Below are 19,344 nucleotides of genomic sequence, written 5' to 3'. Positions count from 1 at the left end.
GCCGCCGGCCCGGGTGGTCCCCGGGCCGGGCCGACGTCACAGCGAGCGGATCGCCAGCGCGGCGTCCAGCGCGGCCACGGTGGCCGCCCAGCCCTTGTCCTCGGCGGAGCCGGGCAGTCCGGCCCGGTCCCGGGCCTGCTCGATGGTGTCGACGGTGAGTACCCCGTGCGCCACCGGTTTGCCGGTGTCCAGGGCCACCCGGGTCAGCCCGTCGGTCACCGACCGGCAGACGTAGTCGAAGTGCGCGGTCGCACCCCGCACCACCACGCCGAGGGCGACCACCACGTCGCAGCGGCCGGCCAGCGCCTGGGCCACCACCGGCAGCTCCACCGAGCCGGCGACCCGCAGTACCACCGACTCCGCGCCGCACTTCTCGGCCGCCGCCACCGCCCGCTCCACCATGTGGTCGGTCAGCTCGCCGTGCCACCGGGCGGCCACCACCCCGACGGTCAGCCCGGTGGCGTCGACCGCCTCGACCCCCGGTTCCCCGAAACCCGCCACTACGCCGATCCTTCCGCGATCTCGTCCAGTTCGTCGAGCAGATGCCCCATCCGGTCCCGCTTGGTCCGCAGGTAACGCACGTTCTCCGGGTGCGGGCGTACCGGCAGCCCCTCCCGCCCGCTGATGGTCAGCCCGTACCCCTCCAGCCCGGCCCGCTTGGCCGGGTTGTTGGTGAGCAGCCGCATCGAGCGGACCCCGAGGTCGTAGAGGATCTGCGCCCCGGTGCCGTAGTCCCGGGCGTCGGCTGGCAACCCCAGCTCCAGGTTGGCGTCCACGGTGTCCCGGCCCAGGTCCTGCAACTGGTACGCCTGGAGCTTGTGCAGCAGCCCGATGCCACGTCCCTCGTGGCCACGGACGTAGAGCACCACCCCGCGCCCCTCCTGGGCGACCCGGGCCAGGGCGGCGTTGAGCTGCGGGCCGCAGTCGCAGCGCAGCGAGCCGAACACGTCGCCGGTGAGGCACTCGGAGTGCACCCGGACCAGCACGTCCGCCCCGTCGCCGATCTCGCCGTAGACCAGCGCGACGTGCTCGGCGCCGTCGTAGTGGGTGCGGTACCCGACCGCCTGGAACACCCCGTGCGGGGTGGGCATCCGGGCCGAGGCGCCCTGCTCGACCTGCTTCTCCGTCCGGCGCCGGTGGGCGATCAGGTCGGCGATGGTGACCAGGGTCAGCGCGTGTTCGGCGCAGAACTTCTCCAGGTCCGGCAGGCGCATCATGGTGCCGTCGTCGTTGACCAGCTCGCAGAGCACGCCGGCCGGCCGCAACCCGGCGAGCTGGGTCAGGTCGACCGCGGCCTCGGTGTGCCCGGGTCGACGCAGCACGCCGCCCGGTCGGGCGCGCAGCGGCACCACGTGCCCGGGGCGGGCCAGGTCGGCCGGCCCGGTGGCCGGGTCGGCGAGCAACCGGATGGTGTGCGCCCGGTCGGCCGCCGAGATACCGGTGCTCACCCCCTCCCGGGCGTCCACCGTGACCGTGTACGCGGTGCCCCGCCGGTCCTGGTTGGTGTGGTACATCGGCGGCAGGTCCAGCCGCTCGCAGTCCTCCTCGGTCAGCGGCACGCAGATGTAGCCGGAGGTGTGCCGGACCATGAACGCGAGCAGTTCCGGGGTGGCCAGTTCGGCCGCGAAGATCAGGTCGCCCTCGTTCTCCCGGTCCTCGTCGTCGACCACGACGACCGGCCGGCCGGCGGCGATGTCCGCCACCGCCTGTTCGATGGTGCCGAAACTGCTGGTCATGCCAGGGCCTCCGGAAGGATGGACGGGATCGGGACGTGGGTGGACGGGGTGCCGACGCGGTCGCCGAGCAGTCGTTCCACGTACTTGGCCAGCACGTCGACCTCCAGGTTGACCGGGTCGCCGGGCTGCCGTCGGCCGAGCGTGGTGAGCGCGCAGGTGGTGGGGATCAGCCCCACCGAGAACCAGTCGGACCCCACCGCCGCCACGGTCAGCGACACGCCGTCGACGGTGATCGAGCCCTTCTCGACGACGTACCGGGCCAGCGGCGCCGGCAGGTCGAAGGTGACCGTCTCCCACTGCTCGGCGGGCTCCCGGTCACGGACCCGGCCCACCCCGTCGACGTGTCCCTGCACGAGGTGACCGCCGAGCCGGCTGCCGAGGGTGGCGGCCCGCTCCAGGTTGACCGGGTCACCGGCGGTGAGCGTGCCCAGCGACGACCGGCGCAGGGTCTCGCCCATCACGTCGGCGGTGAAGGCACCGTCGACGGTGTCGACGACGGTGAGGCAGACCCCGTTGACCGCGATGGAGTCGCCGTGCCGGGCGTCGGCGGTGACCACCGGGCCGCGTACGGTGAGCAGGACCGAGTCCGCCCCGGTCGGCTCCTGCCGGACGATCTCACCCAGTTCCTCGATGATGCCGGTGAACATGATCAGCCCTTCCGGCTGCGGGGCAGCCCGGTGATCCGCAGGTCGGGTCCGACCCGCGTGACGTCGGTGATGTCCAGGTCGATGACGTCGCCGATGGTCCACACGCCCGCGTCGCCCAGCGCGGCGGGACCGGCGCCGAGCAGTTTCGGCGCGAGGTAGCCGATCACCCGGTCGACCAGCCCGGCGGCGAGGAACGCCCCGGCCAGTTGCGGCCCGCCCTCCAGCAGCACGGCGCGCACCCCCCGGGCGTGCAGGAGGTCGAGCAGGGCGGTCAGGTCGACCCGGCCGTCCGGGTCGGCGCCGACCTCCGCGGCGGTCGCCACCCAGGTGCGCGCGGCGCCGTCGCGGACCCGGGCCCCGACCGGGGTACGCCCGGCGCTGTCCACCACGACCCGCAGCGGCTGCCGGATGGCCAGGCTGCCGTCGCGCAGGTTCCGGGCGGTCAGCCGGGGATCGTCGGCGAGGACGGTACCCACCCCGACGACGACCGCGTCGACCGTGGCGCGCAGGGCGTGCACGTCCGTCCGGGCCGCCTCGGAGGTGATCCACATGCTGGTGCCGTCGGCCGCCGCCGACCGTCCGTCCAGGGTCGCGGCGTACTTCCAGATGACGAAGGGCCGGCCGTGTCGGACCGCGTGCAGCCAGGCGATGTTGCCGGCCTCGGCCTCGTCGGCGCGTACCCCGGTGACGACCTCGATGCCGGCGGCGCGCAGGGTGGCGGCGCCCCCGGCGGCGACCGGGTTCGGGTCGGTGACGGCCAGCACCACCCGGGCGACCCCGGCCTGGATCAGCGCGCTGGTGCAGGGGCCGGTGCGGCCGGTGTGGTTGCAGGGTTCCAGGGTGACCACGGCGGTGCCGCCCCGGGCGCGTTCCCCGGCCTGGGCCAGTGCCACGATCTCGGCGTGCGGTCCACCGGCGTACGCGTGGAAGCCCTCGCCGACGACCTCGCCGGCCGGGTCGAGCAGGACGCAGCCGACGACCGGGTTGGGGCTGGTGGTGCCGAGGCCGCGGGCGGCCAGACCGATCGCGCGACGCATCGCCTCGTCGATGGAGACGCTCGCCATCGCCTGCCCCTTTTCGTGGCTCGCCGGGAGCGCGGGCGGGGCGGGAGGCGACCGGCCGTGCAGCCGACGCGGCGGTGGCGGAGGATCCGGGTACGGCGGAGCCGACCCGGCAGGATCCGCACGGCAGCCGGCATCGACCACCCACGGACCCGTCCGTCCCGCGCGCTGTCTCCCATCCGGACTGTCTGAGCGCGGTCGGAACCGCCCTCAACCGTCGGCCCCGGATTCTCACCAGGTCCACCGGGCGGACGAGCCGACCGGGTCGCGGGCTTACCACGGCCGCAGCCGTGGATCACCGCCGGTTCGGAATTACACCGAGTCCCGCCAGCGCGTGGTGGGTACCGTGGAAGTGTTACACGTCCACCCCGGTGCTCCGCTACCCCGGCGACCGAGTTCACACCCGGTTGAGGGGTGCCCTCAGGTGCGCCGCCGGTCCACCGCGACGTACGACCCCGGCTGGCTCTTGGCAACCGTTTTCATCTCCGACGCGACCGCGATGGCCTCCAGCGGGTCGGTGAGTCGCCGCTGCTCGGTGGAGAGGGCCACCCCGATCGAGAGGGTGACCAGGGCGGCCCGCCGGATGTTGCCCCGCCGGTCCTTCAGCTCGACGTAGCCGCGCCGGCCGTCCACCGGGTCGTAGAGCGAGTCGGCGGCCTTCTCGAAGTCGACCACCGCGCGCTCGGTGAGCGGACGGACCTGTTCCGGCGTACAGATGATCACGAAGTCGTCGCCGCCGATGTGACCCAGGAACGCCGGTGGCAGGCCGACCGTGACCACCGCCCGGTGCAGGCTGCGGGCGAGCGCGCTGATGAAGTCGTCGCCGCGGACGAAACCGTACCGGTCGTTGACGCTCTTGAACCGGTCGATGTCGATGTAACCGACCGCGTAGTCGACCCCGTTGCGGACCCGGTCGGTGATCTCCCGGCGGACCCGGCTGTTGCCGGGCAGGCCGGTCAGCGGGGAGACCTCCCGGAACTCCTTGTTCCGGCGCAGCGTGGAGCTGACCCGGGCGATCAACTCGGCGGTGTCGAACGGTTTGACCAGGTAGTCGTCCGCTCCCGCGCTCAACCCGTTGACCTTGTCCACGGTCATGCCCTTGGCGGTCAGCATGATCACCGGCAGGGCGGAGGTCATCGGGTCGGCCCGCAGCCGGCGGGTCAGCTCCAGCCCGTCGATGCGGGGCATCATCAGGTCGACCACCGCCAGGTCCGGCCGCTGCTCCCCGATGACCTCCAGGGCCTCCTGGCCGTCGCTGGCGTGCCGCACCTCGAAACCGTGCAGCCTGAGGTTGAACGCGACGAACCGGGCGATGTCCTCGTCGTCGTCGACGACCAGGATCAGGTCCGGCCGCTCGTCACCCGCATCGACACTCACGCCGGCCGCATGCTCCCCTCGGCGAGGGCGCGCAGGCGGCGTACCGCCTCGGCCGGGTCGGCGGCACCGTAGACGGCGGTACCGGCGACGAAGGCGTCCGCACCCGCCTCGGCGGCCTGCTCGATGGTGTCGGCGGCGATCCCGCCGTCGACCTCGATCCGCAGCTCCAGGTGCCCGGTAGCGGCGTGCCGGCGGGCCGCGCGCACCTTGTCGAGCAGCTCGGGGAGGAACCGCTGCCCGCCGAAGCCCGCCTTGATCGTCATGATCAACAGGGTGTCGAAGCTGGGCAGCAGGTCGAGGTAGGGCTCGATCGGGGTGTCCCGGTCGATGGCCAGCCCGGCCTTCGCCCCGGCCGAGCGCAGCTCCTTGGCCAGCGCGACCGGGTCGTCGCACGCCTCGGCGTGGAAGGTCACGTTGTACGCCCCGGCGTCGGCGTAACCGGGCGCCCAGCGACGCGGATCGGAGATCATCAGGTGCACGTCGAACGGGATGCTGGTCGCGGCCCGCAGGCTCTGCACCACCGGGAGACCGATGGTCAGGTTGGGCACGAAGTGGTTGTCCATCACGTCGACGTGCAGCCAGTCCGCTGCGGATTCCACCGCACGGACCTCCTCGGCGAGACGGGCGAAGTCGGCGGCGAGGATGCTGGGCGCGATGACGGGCGGCGGTACGGTCACCGCGTCAGTGTACGAACGCCGGCCCGGCGGGCGACGCGCCCCCGCCGCTGCGCCCCTCCTCGTTGATCATGAAGTTGTTGCCACTCCGCCCGGCGCGTCGCGACAACAACTTCATGATCAACGGCCGGTGAGGGGGCGGGTGCGGTCGGTGTTCGTGCGGCGACGAGCCGACCGGACGGCGTGCCGGCAGAAACGGTGCAGCTCGGCACGCTGCGGTCCGGTTGTCGTGTCCACACCCGACCCGGGCCGGGGGCACGGGCCCGCCCGAGCGCGCCGGTTGCCGTAAGCTGCTGCGCCGACGGTTCACCGCACGGGGGCGCGTCGATGACCGGTCGAGGTCTGGGGAGGACGATCTGATGCGACGGTGGCTGACGGCTGTGGCGCTGGGCGGGACGGTGGCGCTGGCCCTGACCGGCTGCGCCAATCCGGCCGGGGTCGACGGCGAGTTGACCGACGACTGGGCGATGGTCAGCGAACCCACCCAGTTCGTCCCGGAATCCGGCGTCTGCCTGCCACGGTGGGACAACTCCGGATACTTCAGCGGGTACAACCCGCTCGACTGCGCGGAGAGCCACCAGGTCGAGACCGTGCACGTCGGCACCCTGACCGGCGCGAACGCCGACCGCACCAGCCCGCCGCCGGAGGACTCCCCGGCGGCCCGCGCGGCGTTCGCCGAATGCGACCGGGCGGCCAGCAAGGCGGTCGGTGCCGAGTGGCGCGGCGGGCGGCTCAGCCTCGACGTCGGCTTCCCGCCCCCGGCGGGCTGGGCCGGCGGTGCCCGGTGGTTCCGCTGCGACCTGGCCGAGATCACCAGTCTCGACGATCCGAGCATGGTGATGCGCAAGGGCAGCCTCACCGGGGCGCTCAAGGAGGGTTCGGCCCTGGCGCACACCTGCTTCTCGCCGAAGATCTCCGGTGACGACGTGGACGCGATGCGGCCGGTCTCCTGCACCAGCAAGCACCGGTCCGAGTACGCCGGTACCTACACCGCGCCGGACACGTCGTACGACGCGTTCGTCCGCAACAGCGAGGCGATCCACCGGAGCTGCCGGAAGGTGATCGCCAGCTTCGCCAAGGTACCCAACGACTCCCGGCTGGCGTACCGCACCGGCTCGATCTTCTACCCGCCCCGGGAGGACGACTGGGAGAAGGGCGACCGGGGCGTGCAGTGCTTCGTCTGGATCAGCGACCGGGATCTGACCAGGTCGGTCAAGGGCAACGGGGCGAAGCTGCTACCGGTCCGCTGAGCGGACCCGCTCGAAGCGGCAACCGGCGGTGGCGGCCGAACGGAAACGTTCGACCGCCACCGCCGCGTCGGACCAGGTGACGACGCGTCGACCCGTCAGCCGCGCCGCAGCACGGCCAGGAACATCGCGTCGGTACCGTGCCGGTGCGGCCAGAGCTGCACCGTCGGCCCGTCACCGAGACCGGGCATCCCCGCCGGCAGCAACGGACGCGCGTCGACGAAGTCGACCGGTACCCCGGAACGCCGGGCCGCCTCGGTCACCGTCACGTGCGTCTCCACGGTGTGCGGGGAGCAGGTCACGTAGGCCACCACCCCACCGGGTCGGACCGCGCGCAGCGCTGCGGTGAGCAGTTCCCGCTGGAGCCGGGTCAGCGGTGGCAGATCCGACGGCTGGCGCCGCCAGCGCGACTCGGGCCGACGACGCAGCGAGCCGAGCCCGGTGCAGGGCGCGTCGACGAGTACCCGGTCGAACCCGCCCTCGGGCAGGTCCCGGTCGGCGCCGACCGTACGACCGTCGGTGTGCAGCACGGTGACCGGCAGTCCCCGGACCGCCTGCTCGACCAGCCGGGCCCGGTGCTCGGCCACCTCGACGGCGGTGAGCGACGCCCCGCGCTGCGCGGCGAGCGCGCCGAGCAGCCCGGCCTTGCCCCCCGGGCCGGCGCAGAGATCCAGCCAGCGGGCGTCGGCACCGTCCAGCGGGGCGACCGCGAGGGCGTTGGCGACCAGTTGGGAACCCTCGTCCTGGACGTGTGCCCGTCCGTCGGCCAGCGCGGCCAGCTCGCCCGGCGCCCCACCCGGCAGGTAGACCGCGTACGGCGAGAAGGCACCCGGCGCGCCGCCCACCTCGTCGGCGAGGTCCACCGCGTCGGCCCGGCCGGGCCGGGCACAGAGGTGCACCGGCGGGCGTTCGTTGTCCTCGATGAGCAGTCGACCGGTCTCGGCGAGGTCACCACCGAGCGCCTCGGCGAACGCCCGCACGATCCACTCCGGGTGGCTGTACGCCAGCGCCAGGTGCCCCACCGGGTCGGTCTCCATCGGTGGCGCGAGCTGGGTGACCCAGGTGTCCAGGTCCTTCCCCGCGACCTCGCGCAGCACCGCGTTGGCGAACCCGGTCGCCCCCTGGCCCACCGAACGGACCAGGTCCACGGTCGAGGAGACCGCCGCGTGCGCCGGTACCCGGGTGTACAACAGCTGGTAGGCGCCGATCCGCAACGCGTCGCGGACCGGTGGGTCGATGCGCTGCACGTCCCGGCCGGCGGCGGTGGTCAGGATCGCGTCCAGCGTGCCGAGCACCCGCAGGGTGCCGTAGGTCAGCTCGGTGGCGAAGGCCGCGTCCCGCCCGTGCAGCCGCAGGTCACGCAGGATCGCCGGGAGGACCAGATTGGCGTACGCGTCATCGCGGTGCACCGCCGCGACCGCCTCGTACGCGGCCTGCCGGGGCAGGTCGACGGCGGGTCGGGCCGGACGCTGCGGGCGACCGTCCCGCCCCTGACCGGCACCGCCGACCCGACCACGACTGTCGGAACGCCCCCGGTCAGTCCGCTCGAACCGCCCCGGCCGGTCGGCACGGGATGCCCGGTCCGAGGGGGATGGCCGGTCGGAACGGTCGGACCGGAACGGGCGCGGCCCGCCTCCGGCGGTGTCCCCGGAGGGCTGCGGGCCCGTCACGCGAACAGCTCCCCGGCTGCGACCCGGACCCCGCGCGCCCAGTCGGTCGCGGGCATGGCCCGCTTACCGGCCGCCCGCACCTCGCCCAGGGCGACCGGGGTGGTGGCCGTACCGGCCAGCACCCGTCCCCGTTCCACCAGCAGCTCCCCCGGTTTCAGTTCGGGCCCGTCGGCGACCGGCCGGACCGGGCCCAGCTTGACCCGGTCACCCCGGAAGGTGGTCCACGCGCCCGGGGCCGGCGTGCAGGCCCGGACGCGTCGGTCGACCGCGAACGCCGGGTCGGCCCAGCGGACCTCCCCGTCGGTCACGGTCAGCTTCGGTGCGTGGCTGATCCCGTCGGCCGGCTGCGGTACCGCGCGGGCCGTCCCGGCGGCCAACGCGTCGAGTACCGCCACCAGCAGGCCGGCGCCGGAGTGCGCCAGCCGCTCCAGCAGGTCGCCGGAGGTGTCGGTGGGCCGGATCAGATCCGTCACCGTGCCGAAGACCGGGCCGGTGTCCAGCCCCTCCTCCAACTGGAAGACACTGGCCCCGGTCAACTCGTCACCGTGCAGCACGGCCTGCTGGACCGGCGCCGCCCCCCGCCACGCCGGCAGCAGGGAGAAGTGCAGGTTGATCCAGCCGAACCGGGGGATGGCCAGCGCGTCCGGCGGCACCAGCGCGCCGTAGGCGACCACCGGTACGCAGTCGACGTCGAGCTGGCGCAGCCGGTCCTGGAACTCCGGCTCCCGGGGCCGCTGCGGGGTGAGCACCTCGATGCCCCGCTCGTCCGCCCAGGCACCGACCGGTGACCGGACCAGCCCCCGCCCCCGCCCCGCCGGGGCGTCGGGCCGGGTGACCACGGCGACCAGGTCGTGACCGGAGGCCGCGATGGCGTCCAGGGCGGGCAGGGCGACAGCCGGCGTACCGGCGAAGATCAGGCGCACCGGCCACTCACCGACCCAGACCGAAGGGGTTGCCCGGGGTGTGCGGGCTCAGCTTGACCACCGGCGGGGCGCCCTGGTCGTACCACTCGGCCTGCCGGATCGCCTTCATCGCCTCCTTGCGGGCGTCACCGTCGAGCCGGTCCACGAAGAGCACGCCGTCGAGGTGGTCGGTCTCGTGCTGCACACAGCGGGCCATCAGGCCGGTACCGACGATCTGCATCGGGTCGCCGTACGAGTTGAAGCCCTTGGCGATCACGTTCATCCGGCGCTTGGTGTCGAAGTAGAGCCCGGGGATGGAGAGGCAGCCCTCCGGGCCGTCCTGCTCCTCCTCGTCGGGGAAGTCGAGCACCGGGTTGACCAGGTGACCGAGTACGTCGTCCACCTCGAAGGTGAAGACCCGCAGGCCCACGCCCAACTGGGGCGCGGCGAGGCCGGCGCCGTTCTGCTCGCGCATCGTGTCGGTCAGGTCGGCGACCAGCCGGCGCAGCTCGGCATCGAAGTCGACCACCGGCTCGGCCGGCGTACGCAGCACCGGATCCCCGAAAAGACGGATGGGCTGAACGGTCACGCGGGTTGACTCCTTAGGGCGGGTCGGTCTGGGTCGTACCAGTCTACGTAGTGCCCCGACCGGCCCTGTCCCTACGCCGGGTCGGCGGCCAGGACGGGGCGGCCCCGCTCCAGCGGCGGGAGGGTGATCCCGTGGACGGCCTCCCAGTCGTGGATGGTGCTCTCGCTCACCTGGGCGAAGAACTCGGTCGCGGTCAGGCCCCCGGCGATCGGCTCGTCGGCCTCGGCGACCAGTCGGCCCGGCACCAGCGGGAAGCCGTTGCGCAGGGCCGCGCTGAGCCGCCGGTGGCCGTCGACGACGAAGAAGTGCTCGCCGGTGTAGCCGATCCGCAGTGGCTCCAGCGCCGTCTCGCCGGCCGAGCGGACCCGGTCCACCAGGTCGCTCTTCTCCAGGCCACGCAGACCGTGGATCTCCTCGGTCGGGTAGACCCGGCCCGGGTCGAGCAGCAGCAGCGGGGGCGCCTCGCGCAGGATGTCCGCGCCCAGCTCGCCCTCGTAGACGGCGATGATCCGGTCCACCACCTCCATCGCGGAGGCGCGGGTGGTGTCGCAGATCAGGTCGTAGTTGCGCAGCCGGGCCTTGTCGACGCCGTACCGGACGATGAACCGGTTGCGTTCGCTGTCGCTGCGCTCCCGCAGTTTGGTCTTGGCCTCGGCCAGTGAGGTGTAGCTCTCCGCCGGGCCGGAGGGGCGGGCCAGGACCCGACGGGCCGCCTCGCCGGGCTCGGTGATCATGTGCACCTTCAGCGCGTTGCGGAAGAAGTGCCAGGCCAGCCGGGAGTCCACCACGAGTTGCTCACCGGAGTCGGCGATGTCCTGCTGGAGCTGGTCGACGTACCCGTCGACCGCCTGGTCCAGCTCCGCGTGCAGGTTGAGCTGGAGGGCGGTCATCTGCCGCTGCTGGGCCATCTCCCGGTAGAGGTCACCGACGCTGATCCGGCGCAGCCCCAGCCGCTTGGCGATCTCCACCGAGACGGTGCTCTTCCCGCTGCCGAGGTCACCGTTGAAGACGATCGACTGACGAACGGTCACGACTGGCACCCCTGATCACCGGCTGATTGACATCATCGATTTGGGCGTCGAATCGACGCGGACCCGCCATCGTCGCGCCACCGGGCGCCCGGGCATGAGGAGCGATGCTATCACGCAGCCACCACCCCCACCCGGGGAACGCCGCCGTGCCGGGGGTGCCCCGGTCGCCCGTCCGGGCGTGGGCCGGGTCCTTCGGCGAGGGGTCGCGCTCAGAACAGGGCGAGTGGATCCACCTGCACCCGGACCGGCTCGGTGGCCCGCCGGGCGGTGCGTACCCCGGCGGCCGCGTGCAGGGCGGCCGCCAGCTCGCCGGCCCGGGCCCGGGGGACGCGGATCAGCATCCGCTCCCGGTCGGACTCGGCCGGCACCGGGCCGAGCACGTCGGCGGTGTCGGGCAGCCGGGCGGCGTCGAGCAGGTCGGCGACCGCCGCCGCCGAGCCGGTGACGCTGGCCATCCGGACCGCCGGGGGGAAGCCCAGCTCACGGCGCTCGGCCAGCTCGCGGGCGGCGAACCAGGCCGGGTCCCACCGCAGCAGCGCCTGCACCGGCACGAGCGCCCCGTCGGCGACCACCACGACCCGGCCGCCGGCCACCGCCGGCCGGGCCAGCGCGGCGGCGGTCAGCCACCGGCGCAGCGTCTCCTCCCCCGCCCGCAGGTCGGCCCGGGTCAGCAACGCCCAGGCGTCCAGCAGCAGCACCGCACCGAACCCGCCGTCGGCGACCGGCTCGGCGCCCGGGGTGGCCACCACCAGGTGCGCCCCGGCCGGCACCCGGCTGAGCACCTCGTCCCGCCCGGAGGTACGCACCGGCACCCCGGGAAAGGCCCGACCCAGTTCCTCGGCGGTCCGCCGGGCGCCGGTCACCGCAGCCCGCAGCCGCCGCCCGGAACAGTGCGGACAGGTGTACCCGGCCACCACCCGGCCGCACCACCGGCAGGCCGGCGGGGCCTGGGCGGAGCCCAGCGCCAGCGGACCGGCGCAGTGCGGGCAGCGCGCCGGGGTACGGCAGTCCGCGCAGGAGATCGAGGGGAGGTAGCCGCGCCGGGGCACCTGCACCAGCACCGGGGTCTCGGCGGCCAGCGCGCTGCGGGCCGCCGTCCAGGCCAGGCTGGGCAGCCGGGCGGTGGCCGCGCCGGGATCCCGGGCCAGTTGCGGGTCGTCGCCGGTCGGCGCGATCGCCGGGGTACGCGCCCGGACGGTCTCCCGGGTCGCCGCGATCTCCTTCGCCCAGCCGGTCTCGACCAGCAGTTGCGCCTCCGCGCTGCGGGACCAGCCACCGACCAGCGCCCCGGCTTCCGCGAGCTGGGCCCGGGTGAGCAGCACCTCCCGGGCGTGCGGGTACGGGGCACGCGGCTCGGCGTGCAGGTCGTCCCCGTCGTCCCAGATGGTGACCAGGCCGAGCCGGTCCACCGGGGCGAACATCGCCGCCCGGGTGCCGACCACCACGGGCACCGTGCCGCGCCGGGCGGCCAGGAACGCGCGGTACCGCCGGGCCGGCCCCAGCGCGGCGGAGAGACAGACGTGCCGCCCCGGGCCGAGGGCGGCGGTGAGCGCCGCGTCCAGCCGGTCCAGGTCCCGGGCGTCGGCGACCACGGCCACCGCGCCCCGCCCGCCGTGCACGGTCGCCGCGATGGCCTCGGCGTACCGGGCCGCCCAGTCCTCACCGGGCAGCGCCGAGTACACCGCCCGGGCCGGACGGCCGGCGGTGAGGGCCCGCAGGAATCCCGGTCCGGCCGGATAGTCCCGCCATCCGGTGCCGGCCGCCGTCGGGTCGGTGGGCGTCCGGCCGGCTGACGGGCCGGGGACGCCGTCGGGCGCGGGTGCCGGCTCGGGGACCGGTTCCCGCTCGACCCGGGCGTGCCGGGGCGGTACGGCCAGCCGGAGCACGTCGGCGAGGTTGCCCGCGTACCGGTCGGCGACCGCGCGGGCCAGCCGGAGGATCTCCGGGGCGAGAACCGGTTCCGGGGAGACCAACCGGTCCAGGTAGGTCAGTCGACCGCCGTGGTCGGACTCGGCGACCCGGTCCAGCAGCCAGCCGTCGACCAGCTGCCCGGCGAACCGGACCCGGACCCGGGTCCCGGGTCGGGCGGTGTCGTCGAGTTCCGCCGGGACCAGGTAGTCGAAGGGCCGGTCGAGGTGGGCCAGGGGCATGTCGACGCAGACACGAGCGACCGGCAGCCCTGCCGCGGGCTGCCGGTCGCTGCGCCTGGTGCCGGTCAGGCTCCCGCGGCCGACTTGAGGTCGGCGGCCCGGTCGGTGCTCTCCCAGGTCAGCTCGGGAAGCTCGCGGCCGAAGTGGCCGTACGCGGCGGTCTGGGCGTAGATCGGGCGGAGCAGGTCGAGGTCCCGGATGATGGCTGCCGGACGCAGGTCGAAGACCTCGCCGATGGCCTTCTCGATGCGCTCCACGGCCACCGTCTCGGTGCCGAACGTCTCGACGAAGAGGCTCACCGGGTGCGCCTTGCCGATGGCGTACGCCACCTGCACCTCGCACCGCTCGGCCAGCCCGGCGGCGACGACGTTCTTGGCCACCCAGCGGGTGGCGTACGCGGCGGAACGGTCGACCTTGGACGGGTCCTTGCCGGAGAAGGCGCCACCGCCGTGCCGGGCGTACCCGCCGTAGGTGTCCACGATGATCTTCCGCCCGGTGAGGCCGGCGTCGCCCATCGGGCCACCGATCTCGAACCGGCCGGTCGGGTTGACCAGGAGCCGGTACCCCTCGGTGTCCAGCCCGAGGCCGTCCAGCTCGGGGGCGATGACGTGCTCCCGGACGTCCGGGGTGAGCAGCGACTCCAGCGAGATGTCGGCCGCGTGCTGGCTGGAGACGACCACGGTGTTGAGCCGGACCGGCCGCAGCCCCTCGTACTCGATGGTGACCTGGGTCTTGCCGTCCGGGCGGAGGTACGGGATGGTGCCGTCCTTGCGGGCGGCGGAGAGCCGACGGGCCAGCCGGTGGGCCAGCGCGATCGGCAGCGGCATCAGTTCGGGCGTCTCGGAGCAGGCGAAGCCGAACATCATGCCCTGGTCACCGGCGCCCTGGGCGTCGAGCGCGCTCTCCGAGGAACCGCTGCGCAGCTCGATCGCGTTGTCCACGCCCTGGGCGATGTCCGGCGACTGCGAACCGATCGAAACGCTGACGCCGCAGGACGCCCCGTCGAAGCCCTTCTTGGACGAGTCGTAGCCGATACCGAGAATGGTGTCCCGGACAATGGTCGGGATGTCGGCGTACGCCTTGGTGGTCACCTCACCGGCGACGTGCACCTGACCGGTGGTGATGAGGGTCTCGACCGCGACCCGGCTGTGTGGGTCCTGGGCCAGCAGCGCGTCGAGAATACCGTCGCTGATCTGGTCGGCGATCTTGTCCGGGTGGCCTTCCGTGACCGATTCGGACGTGAAAAGGCGGCGTGCCACGGCGCTCCTAAGCGTTCGACGGTTTCGTTGCGCGGCAGTCTAGCCATTGCCGCCACCGAAAGACTGTATTGGTGTCGAGGGTGAGCAAGAGTCAGGAATTGACGGACAGTCGGGCCGCCACGAGGTCCCAGACGCCGTCGGCCAGGTCCTCCTTGGGCTGCTCGGGAAATGTCTGCACGGAACCGTCCGCACCGAGCACGGTCGCGGCGTTGGTCTCCGCGCCGAACACCTTGTCGACCCCGACCTCGTTGATCACGATGAGGTCGGCCCCCTTGCGGGCCAGCTTGGCCCGGCCGTTGGCCTCGGCGTCGCTGGTCTCGGCGGCGAAGATGACGAGCAGCTGACCCGGTCGGCGGCGCTGCCCCAGCTCGGCGGCGATGTCCGGGTTGGTGACCAGCTCGATCACCGGGGCGGAACCGTCCGCCGGCTTCTTGATCTTGCCGGGGGCGTAGTGCGCCGGCCGGAAGTCGGCCGGTGCCGCCGCCATCACCACCACGTCCGCTCCGGCGGCGGCGGCCAGGGTCGCGGCGCGCAGCTCCTCGGTGGTGCCGACCCGGACCAGGTCGACCCCGGCCGGGTCCGGCAGCGCCACGTTCGCGGAGATCAGCGTCACCCGGGCACCCCGGGCGGCGGCCGTCCGGGCGAAGGCGTAGCCCTGTTTGCCCGACGAGCGGTTGCCGAGGAAACGGACCGGGTCCAGCGGCTCCCGGGTACCACCGGCGGTGACCACCACCCGACGACCGGCGAGGTCCGCCGGGGACGTACCGCCCCGGGCCAGGACCCGCCGGGCCACGGCGAAGATCGCCGCCGGGTCGGGCAGCCGACCCTTGCCGGTGTCCGCGCCGGTCAGCCGGCCGACCGCCGGCTCGATGACCAGTACTCCCCGACTGCGCAGGGTGGCCACGTTGGCGACGGTGGCCGGATGCTCCCACATCTCGGTGTGCATGGCCGGCGCCATCACCACCGGGCACCGGGCGGTCAGGAGCGTGTTGGTGAGCAGGTCGTCGGCGAGCCCGTGTGCGGTCCGGGCCAGCAGGTCGGCGGTCGCCGGAGCGACGACCACCAGATCGGCCTGCTGACCGAGCCGGACGTGCGGCACCTCGTGCACGTCGGACCAGACGTCGTCGGCGACGGGTCGACCGGAGAGCGCGGCCCAGGTGGGGGCCCCGACGAACCGCAGGGCGGAGGCGGTCGGCACGACGCGTACCCGGTGGCCCGACTCGGTGAGGAGCCGGAGCAGTTCACATGCCTTGTACGCGGCGATACCGCCGCCGACTCCGAGTACGACCTCGGCGGACATCGGCGGCGGACGCCCTTACGGCTGGTCGGTCGGCTCGGCCGTGAGGAGGCCGGCGTTGATCTCACGCATCGCGATCGACAGCGGCTTCTCCTGGGGCGTGGTCTCGACCAGCGGCCCCACGTACTCCAGCAGACCTTCACCGAGCTGGCTGTAGTAGGCGTTGACCTGGCGGGCACGCTTGGCGGCGAAGATCACCAGGGCGTACTTCGACGTCGTCTTCTCCAGAAGCTCGTCGATCGGCGGGTTGGTGATGCCCTCAGGGTTGGCGATGGATCCCACGGGAGAATTACCTCTGATTTTTCTCAACCGACGTCTCGGGCGGTGCTGACACGCGGTTGGGCCGGAGTCAGGAAAGAAGAACCGAGTAAGCCTACCAGGTCGGCTACCGCACGTTCGGGCAGGTCGGACGCCAGGACGACGTCGGTGTCGGGTTCCGGCCCCGGTGCGGTGTCCGGACGGGGCCCGAGTCGCACCACCCGCGCGTGCGGCGCCCTGGCCCGCACCTGCGCGGCCCCCTCGGCGTCGAGGCAGAGCAGCACCGGCTGACCGGCCCGCAGCCGACCGGCGATCGGGGCCCACGGCGTGCCGTACAGGTGGTCGCCGTACGCACCCCACTCGACCAGTTCCCCGGCGCCGACCATCCGTTCGAAGACGGGCCGGGAGACGAACACCCGCGCGTCGGCGGGCTCACCCGGGCGTCGGGGCCGGGTGGTGGCCGGTACGGGCAGCCACACCGACGGAAAGCGCGCCCGGACCAGCGCGACCACACCGCCCCGCCCGGACCCCGAGGGTCCGGTCAGGACAGTGAGCCGAGCGGCCGGGCGCGCCCCGTCATCCAAGCTCACTGCTTGTTTCTACACGCCACCGTGGTTCAGTTGGCGGCGAACTCCCCAAGCAGGGCCTTGCGCTGCTGGTCGCCCAGGCCACGCAGGCGACGGCTGTCGGCGATCTTGAGCTTCTCCATGATCTGGGTCGCCCGGATCTTGCCGATGCCCGGCATCGCCTGCAGGACGGCCGAAACCTTCAGCTTGCCGACGACGTCGTCCGACTCGGCCCGGTCGAGGACGGCGGCGAGGGTGGTCTTGCCCTGCTTGAGCTGCTCCTTCAGCTCGGCACGGGCTTTGCGGATCTCCGCAGCCTTCTCCAGCGCGGCTGCGCGCTGCTCAGGGGTCAGTGACGGGAGCGGCACCAGTTCTCCTCAGGTCCCTATCGCGGCGGGCGGGTCGCTCCGCCGCATCTGTGAAACGTGGTGACGCTGGGAACCAAAGGGGTACATGGTTCCCAGCGCCGGGAAAACTAGCGTTCAACGGAGCTTTCGGCAACGTGGGCGCGCGATGATCTTCGAACAGTGACCGAGTCATCAGTCAGTCACGCGGTGCGCAGCACCGCCCGGCAGTCCGCCAGCACCCGCTCGGCCGCCGCCCGCAGCGCCCCCGCATCGGGTCCCGCGCCGAGCACCTCGCGGGAGTACGACGGCAGCACCGCGGGGAGCGCCGGACCGAACACGGTCCGCAGATCCGCTGCGGTGGCGCCCTGCGCGCCAAGCCCCGGAGCGAGCAACGGACCGCCCACCCGGGTCAGGTCGTGTCCGGTGTCGCCGAGCGTCGCACCGACCACCAGACCGAAGCTCCCGAGCGGCTGTGCACCCACATTGAGCTGGGAAATCTCATCGATGACCCGCTGGGCGACGGTACGCCCGTCGGCACCGCGGGCACGCTGCACCGCCGCGCCCTCCGGGTTGGAGGTGAGCGCCAGAACGAACACCCCGCCGCCGTGCGCGGTGGCCGACTCGAACATCGAAGCGAGCGAACCTACTCCCAGGTAGGGGCTCGCGGTGACCGCGTCGACATACAGCGGGCTGGATGGATCAAGGTACGCCGAGGCGTAGGCGGCGACGGTCGAGCCGATGTCGCCGCGCTTGACGTCGAGCAGAACGAGCGAGCCGGCAGCACGCAACTGTCGGATAGTTGACTCAAGAACCGCCACGCCGCGCGAGCCGAACCGCTCGAAGAAGGCCGACTGGGGCTTGACCACCGCAATCCGGTCACCCAGCGCCTCGACCACCGTCGCGCTGAACCGCGCGAGCCCCTCGACGTCGTCCGGGAGACCCCACCGGGCCAGCAGACCGGGATGCGGATCGATACCCACGCAGAGCGGTCCCCGCTCCGCCATCGCCCGGTGCAACCGTTCGCCGAAGCTCTCCATCACTGCCCTCTCCTCACTGGGTGGTCCGGCCGCATACCCGCCGGTCGGTTCGGCCGCGCCGCCAAGGTGACCCGGCACGCCGCCGGGTGGGTCGGCCGCGTCGCCGGGGTGACCCGGCACGCCGCCGGGTGCGTCGGTCACGCCGCCGGGTGGGTCGGCCGCGCCGCCGGGGAGCGGTGGGCCCGGCATCCCGGTCACCGGGTCGTCGCCGCCACCGCGGCGGCCATCCCGGCGGTGATCCGCGCGACGTCCGCGTCGTCGGTCACGTACGGCGGCATGGTGTAGATCAGGTCCCGGAAGGGGCGCAGCCAGACCCCCTCGGCCACCGCCGCGGCGGTTGCGGCGGCGAGGTCCACGTCGTGGTCGAGCTGCACCACCCCGATCGCGCCGAGCACGCGTACGTCGGCCACCCCGGGCGCGCCGCGTAACGGCGCCAGACCGGCCCGCAACCCCGCACCCACCCTCTGCACCTCGGCCGACCAGTTTCCGTCCCGCAGCAGCCCGATGGAGGCGTTCGCGACGGCACAGGCGAGCGGGTTGCCCATGAACGTCGGGCCGTGGGCGAGCACCCCGTCGGCCGAGATGCCCCGGGCGATCTCCGGCGTGCACAGCGCCGCCGCGAGGGTCAGGTACCCGCCGGTGAGCGCCTTGCCCACGCAGAGCACGTCCGGGCTGACCCCGGCGTGCTCGGCGGCGAACAGGGTGCCGGTCCGGCCGAACCCGGTGGCGATCTCGTCGAAGATCAGCAGGACGCCGTGTTCCCGGGTCACCTCGCGCAGCACCCGCAGGTAGTGCGGGTGGTGGAACCGCATCCCGCCGGCGCCCTGCACCACCGGCTCCACGATCACCGCAGCGAGTTCGTCGGCGTGCCGGGCCACCGCGTCACGCAGCGCTGCGGCGTACGCCGGGTCGACCGGCGCGTCGAAGCCGGCCGGTGGCGCGTCGGCGAAGAGCTGCCGGGGGAGCACGTCGGTCCACAGGTGGTGCATCCCACCGACCGGGTCGCAGACGCTCATCGGATGGAACGTGTCGCCGTGGTAGCCGCCCCGCCAGGTGCCCAACCGGTGCCGTCCCGGGTTGCCGGTGGCGCGCTGGTACTGGAGGCACATCTTGATCGCCACCTCCACGCTCACCGATCCGGAGTCGCAGAGGAAGACCCGCTCCAGCCCGGCCGGGGCCAGCTCGACCAGGGTGGTGGCGAGCCGCACGGCGGGTTCGTGGGTCAGCCCGCCGAACATCACGTGGCTCATCCGGCCGAGCTGGTCGGTGACCGCCGCGTCCAGCACCGGGTGCCGGTACCCGTGGATCGCCGCCCACCAGGACGACATCCCGTCGACCAGTTCCCGGCCGTCGGCCAGCCGCAGCCGTACCCCCTCGGCAGCGGTCACCAGGTAGGGCGGGGTGGCCGGCGGCAGTGGGGCGTACGGGTGCCAGACGTGTGCGGCGTCGGCCGCGAGCAGCTCCTCCGGCGTCACGCCGGGATCCCCGCCCGGTCC

General features: G+C 73.4%; 19 protein-coding genes and 1 riboswitch. Of the genes, 1 reads left to right on the top strand and 18 read right to left on the bottom strand.

The features are described 5' to 3' along the window. Positions 1–36: 36 nt before the first annotated feature. The 6 genes from ribH to rpe all read right to left on the bottom strand — a co-directional run bounded on the left by ribH (position 37) and on the right by rpe (position 5,498). On the bottom strand, positions 37–501 hold the full coding sequence (gene ribH / locus GSF22_RS06320; RefSeq protein ID WP_208811796.1) for a 6,7-dimethyl-8-ribityllumazine synthase: 465 nt from the start codon (positions 499–501) through the stop codon (positions 37–39). Beyond that, entirely contained in the window at positions 501–1,736 is a 1,236-nt protein-coding gene (locus tag GSF22_RS06315) for a bifunctional 3,4-dihydroxy-2-butanone-4-phosphate synthase/GTP cyclohydrolase II (RefSeq protein ID WP_208811795.1), read from the bottom strand. Before GSF22_RS06315 ends, ribH begins: the two co-directional genes overlap by 1 nt. Then, positions 1,733–2,383: a riboflavin synthase gene (locus GSF22_RS06310; protein WP_208811794.1), complete on the bottom strand. Its 651-nt coding sequence runs from the start codon at positions 2,381–2,383 to the stop codon at positions 1,733–1,735. Before GSF22_RS06310 ends, GSF22_RS06315 begins: the two co-directional genes overlap by 4 nt. 2 nt (positions 2,384–2,385) lie before the next feature. After that, entirely contained in the window at positions 2,386–3,447 is a 1,062-nt protein-coding gene (gene ribD, locus GSF22_RS06305) for a bifunctional diaminohydroxyphosphoribosylaminopyrimidine deaminase/5-amino-6-(5-phosphoribosylamino)uracil reductase RibD (RefSeq protein ID WP_208811793.1), read from the bottom strand. A gap of 160 nt (positions 3,448–3,607) precedes the next feature. Beyond that, positions 3,608–3,780: riboswitch (FMN riboswitch) on the bottom strand. Positions 3,781–3,864: 84 nt separating this feature from the next. Next, positions 3,865–4,821, bottom strand: a complete 957-nt coding sequence (locus GSF22_RS06300; RefSeq protein WP_208811792.1) for a response regulator — start codon at positions 4,819–4,821, stop codon at positions 3,865–3,867. Then, a complete protein-coding gene (gene rpe, locus GSF22_RS06295) occupies positions 4,818–5,498 on the bottom strand; it encodes a ribulose-phosphate 3-epimerase (RefSeq protein ID WP_208811791.1) in 681 nt (226 codons plus the stop codon). The genes GSF22_RS06300 and rpe overlap by 4 nt, the downstream gene beginning before the upstream one ends. 356 nt (positions 5,499–5,854) lie before the next feature. On the opposite strand from rpe, the gene GSF22_RS06290 reads away from it, so the two are divergent. Next, positions 5,855–6,745: a septum formation family protein gene (locus tag GSF22_RS06290; protein ID WP_208811790.1), complete on the top strand. Its 891-nt coding sequence runs from the start codon at positions 5,855–5,857 to the stop codon at positions 6,743–6,745. Positions 6,746–6,840: 95 nt separating this feature from the next. On the opposite strand, the gene GSF22_RS06285 is transcribed toward GSF22_RS06290, so the two are convergent. The 12 genes from GSF22_RS06285 to GSF22_RS06230 all read right to left on the bottom strand — a co-directional run bounded on the left by GSF22_RS06285 (position 6,841) and on the right by GSF22_RS06230 (position 19,323). Then, positions 6,841–8,412: an RsmB/NOP family class I SAM-dependent RNA methyltransferase gene (locus GSF22_RS06285; protein WP_439957750.1), complete on the bottom strand. Its 1,572-nt coding sequence runs from the start codon at positions 8,410–8,412 to the stop codon at positions 6,841–6,843. After that, positions 8,409–9,335: a methionyl-tRNA formyltransferase gene (gene fmt / locus GSF22_RS06280; protein WP_208811789.1), complete on the bottom strand. Its 927-nt coding sequence runs from the start codon at positions 9,333–9,335 to the stop codon at positions 8,409–8,411. Before fmt ends, GSF22_RS06285 begins: the two co-directional genes overlap by 4 nt. 7 nt (positions 9,336–9,342) lie before the next feature. Further along, the gene (gene def / locus GSF22_RS06275) at positions 9,343–9,903 is read right to left on the bottom strand and encodes a peptide deformylase (protein ID WP_208811788.1); all 561 of its coding nucleotides are present in this window, start codon (positions 9,901–9,903) and stop codon (positions 9,343–9,345) included. Positions 9,904–9,974: 71 nt separating this feature from the next. After that, the gene (locus GSF22_RS06270) at positions 9,975–10,934 is read right to left on the bottom strand and encodes an AAA family ATPase (protein WP_208811787.1); all 960 of its coding nucleotides are present in this window, start codon (positions 10,932–10,934) and stop codon (positions 9,975–9,977) included. Between the two features lie 209 nt (positions 10,935–11,143). Beyond that, a complete protein-coding gene (locus GSF22_RS06265; RefSeq protein WP_244366406.1) occupies positions 11,144–13,084 on the bottom strand; it encodes a primosomal protein N' in 1,941 nt (646 codons plus the stop codon). Positions 13,085–13,149: 65 nt separating this feature from the next. Next, positions 13,150–14,343, bottom strand: coding sequence for a methionine adenosyltransferase (gene metK, locus GSF22_RS06260; protein ID WP_208811786.1), 1,194 nt, complete (start codon positions 14,341–14,343; stop codon positions 13,150–13,152). A 91-nt stretch (positions 14,344–14,434) separates the two neighbouring features. Beyond that, complete coding sequence (gene coaBC, locus GSF22_RS06255; RefSeq protein ID WP_208811785.1) at positions 14,435–15,643, bottom strand: bifunctional phosphopantothenoylcysteine decarboxylase/phosphopantothenate--cysteine ligase CoaBC; 1,209 nt, start codon at positions 15,641–15,643, stop codon at positions 14,435–14,437. A gap of 15 nt (positions 15,644–15,658) precedes the next feature. After that, positions 15,659–15,922, bottom strand: coding sequence for a DNA-directed RNA polymerase subunit omega (gene rpoZ / locus GSF22_RS06250; RefSeq protein WP_007075826.1), 264 nt, complete (start codon positions 15,920–15,922; stop codon positions 15,659–15,661). A 23-nt stretch (positions 15,923–15,945) separates the two neighbouring features. Further along, positions 15,946–16,488: a guanylate kinase gene (locus GSF22_RS06245; RefSeq protein ID WP_208811784.1), complete on the bottom strand. Its 543-nt coding sequence runs from the start codon at positions 16,486–16,488 to the stop codon at positions 15,946–15,948. Between the two features lie 26 nt (positions 16,489–16,514). Next, complete coding sequence (gene mihF, locus GSF22_RS06240) at positions 16,515–16,832, bottom strand: integration host factor, actinobacterial type (RefSeq protein ID WP_123601181.1); 318 nt, start codon at positions 16,830–16,832, stop codon at positions 16,515–16,517. 179 nt (positions 16,833–17,011) lie between these two features. After that, positions 17,012–17,848 (bottom strand): orotidine-5'-phosphate decarboxylase, encoded by an 837-nt coding sequence (pyrF, locus tag GSF22_RS06235; RefSeq protein ID WP_208811783.1) that lies wholly within the window; start codon positions 17,846–17,848, stop codon positions 17,012–17,014. A gap of 194 nt (positions 17,849–18,042) precedes the next feature. Next, positions 18,043–19,323: an adenosylmethionine--8-amino-7-oxononanoate transaminase gene (locus GSF22_RS06230; protein WP_208811807.1), complete on the bottom strand. Its 1,281-nt coding sequence runs from the start codon at positions 19,321–19,323 to the stop codon at positions 18,043–18,045. Positions 19,324–19,344: the final 21 nt, after the last annotated feature.

Origin of the sequence: Micromonospora echinofusca (assembly GCF_017614955.1) — a bacterium.
GTDB lineage: Bacteria > Actinomycetota > Actinomycetes > Mycobacteriales > Micromonosporaceae > Micromonospora > Micromonospora echinofusca_A.
Note: the sequence above shows the minus strand (reverse complement) of the source record. Positions and strands in the feature narration are given on the sequence as shown.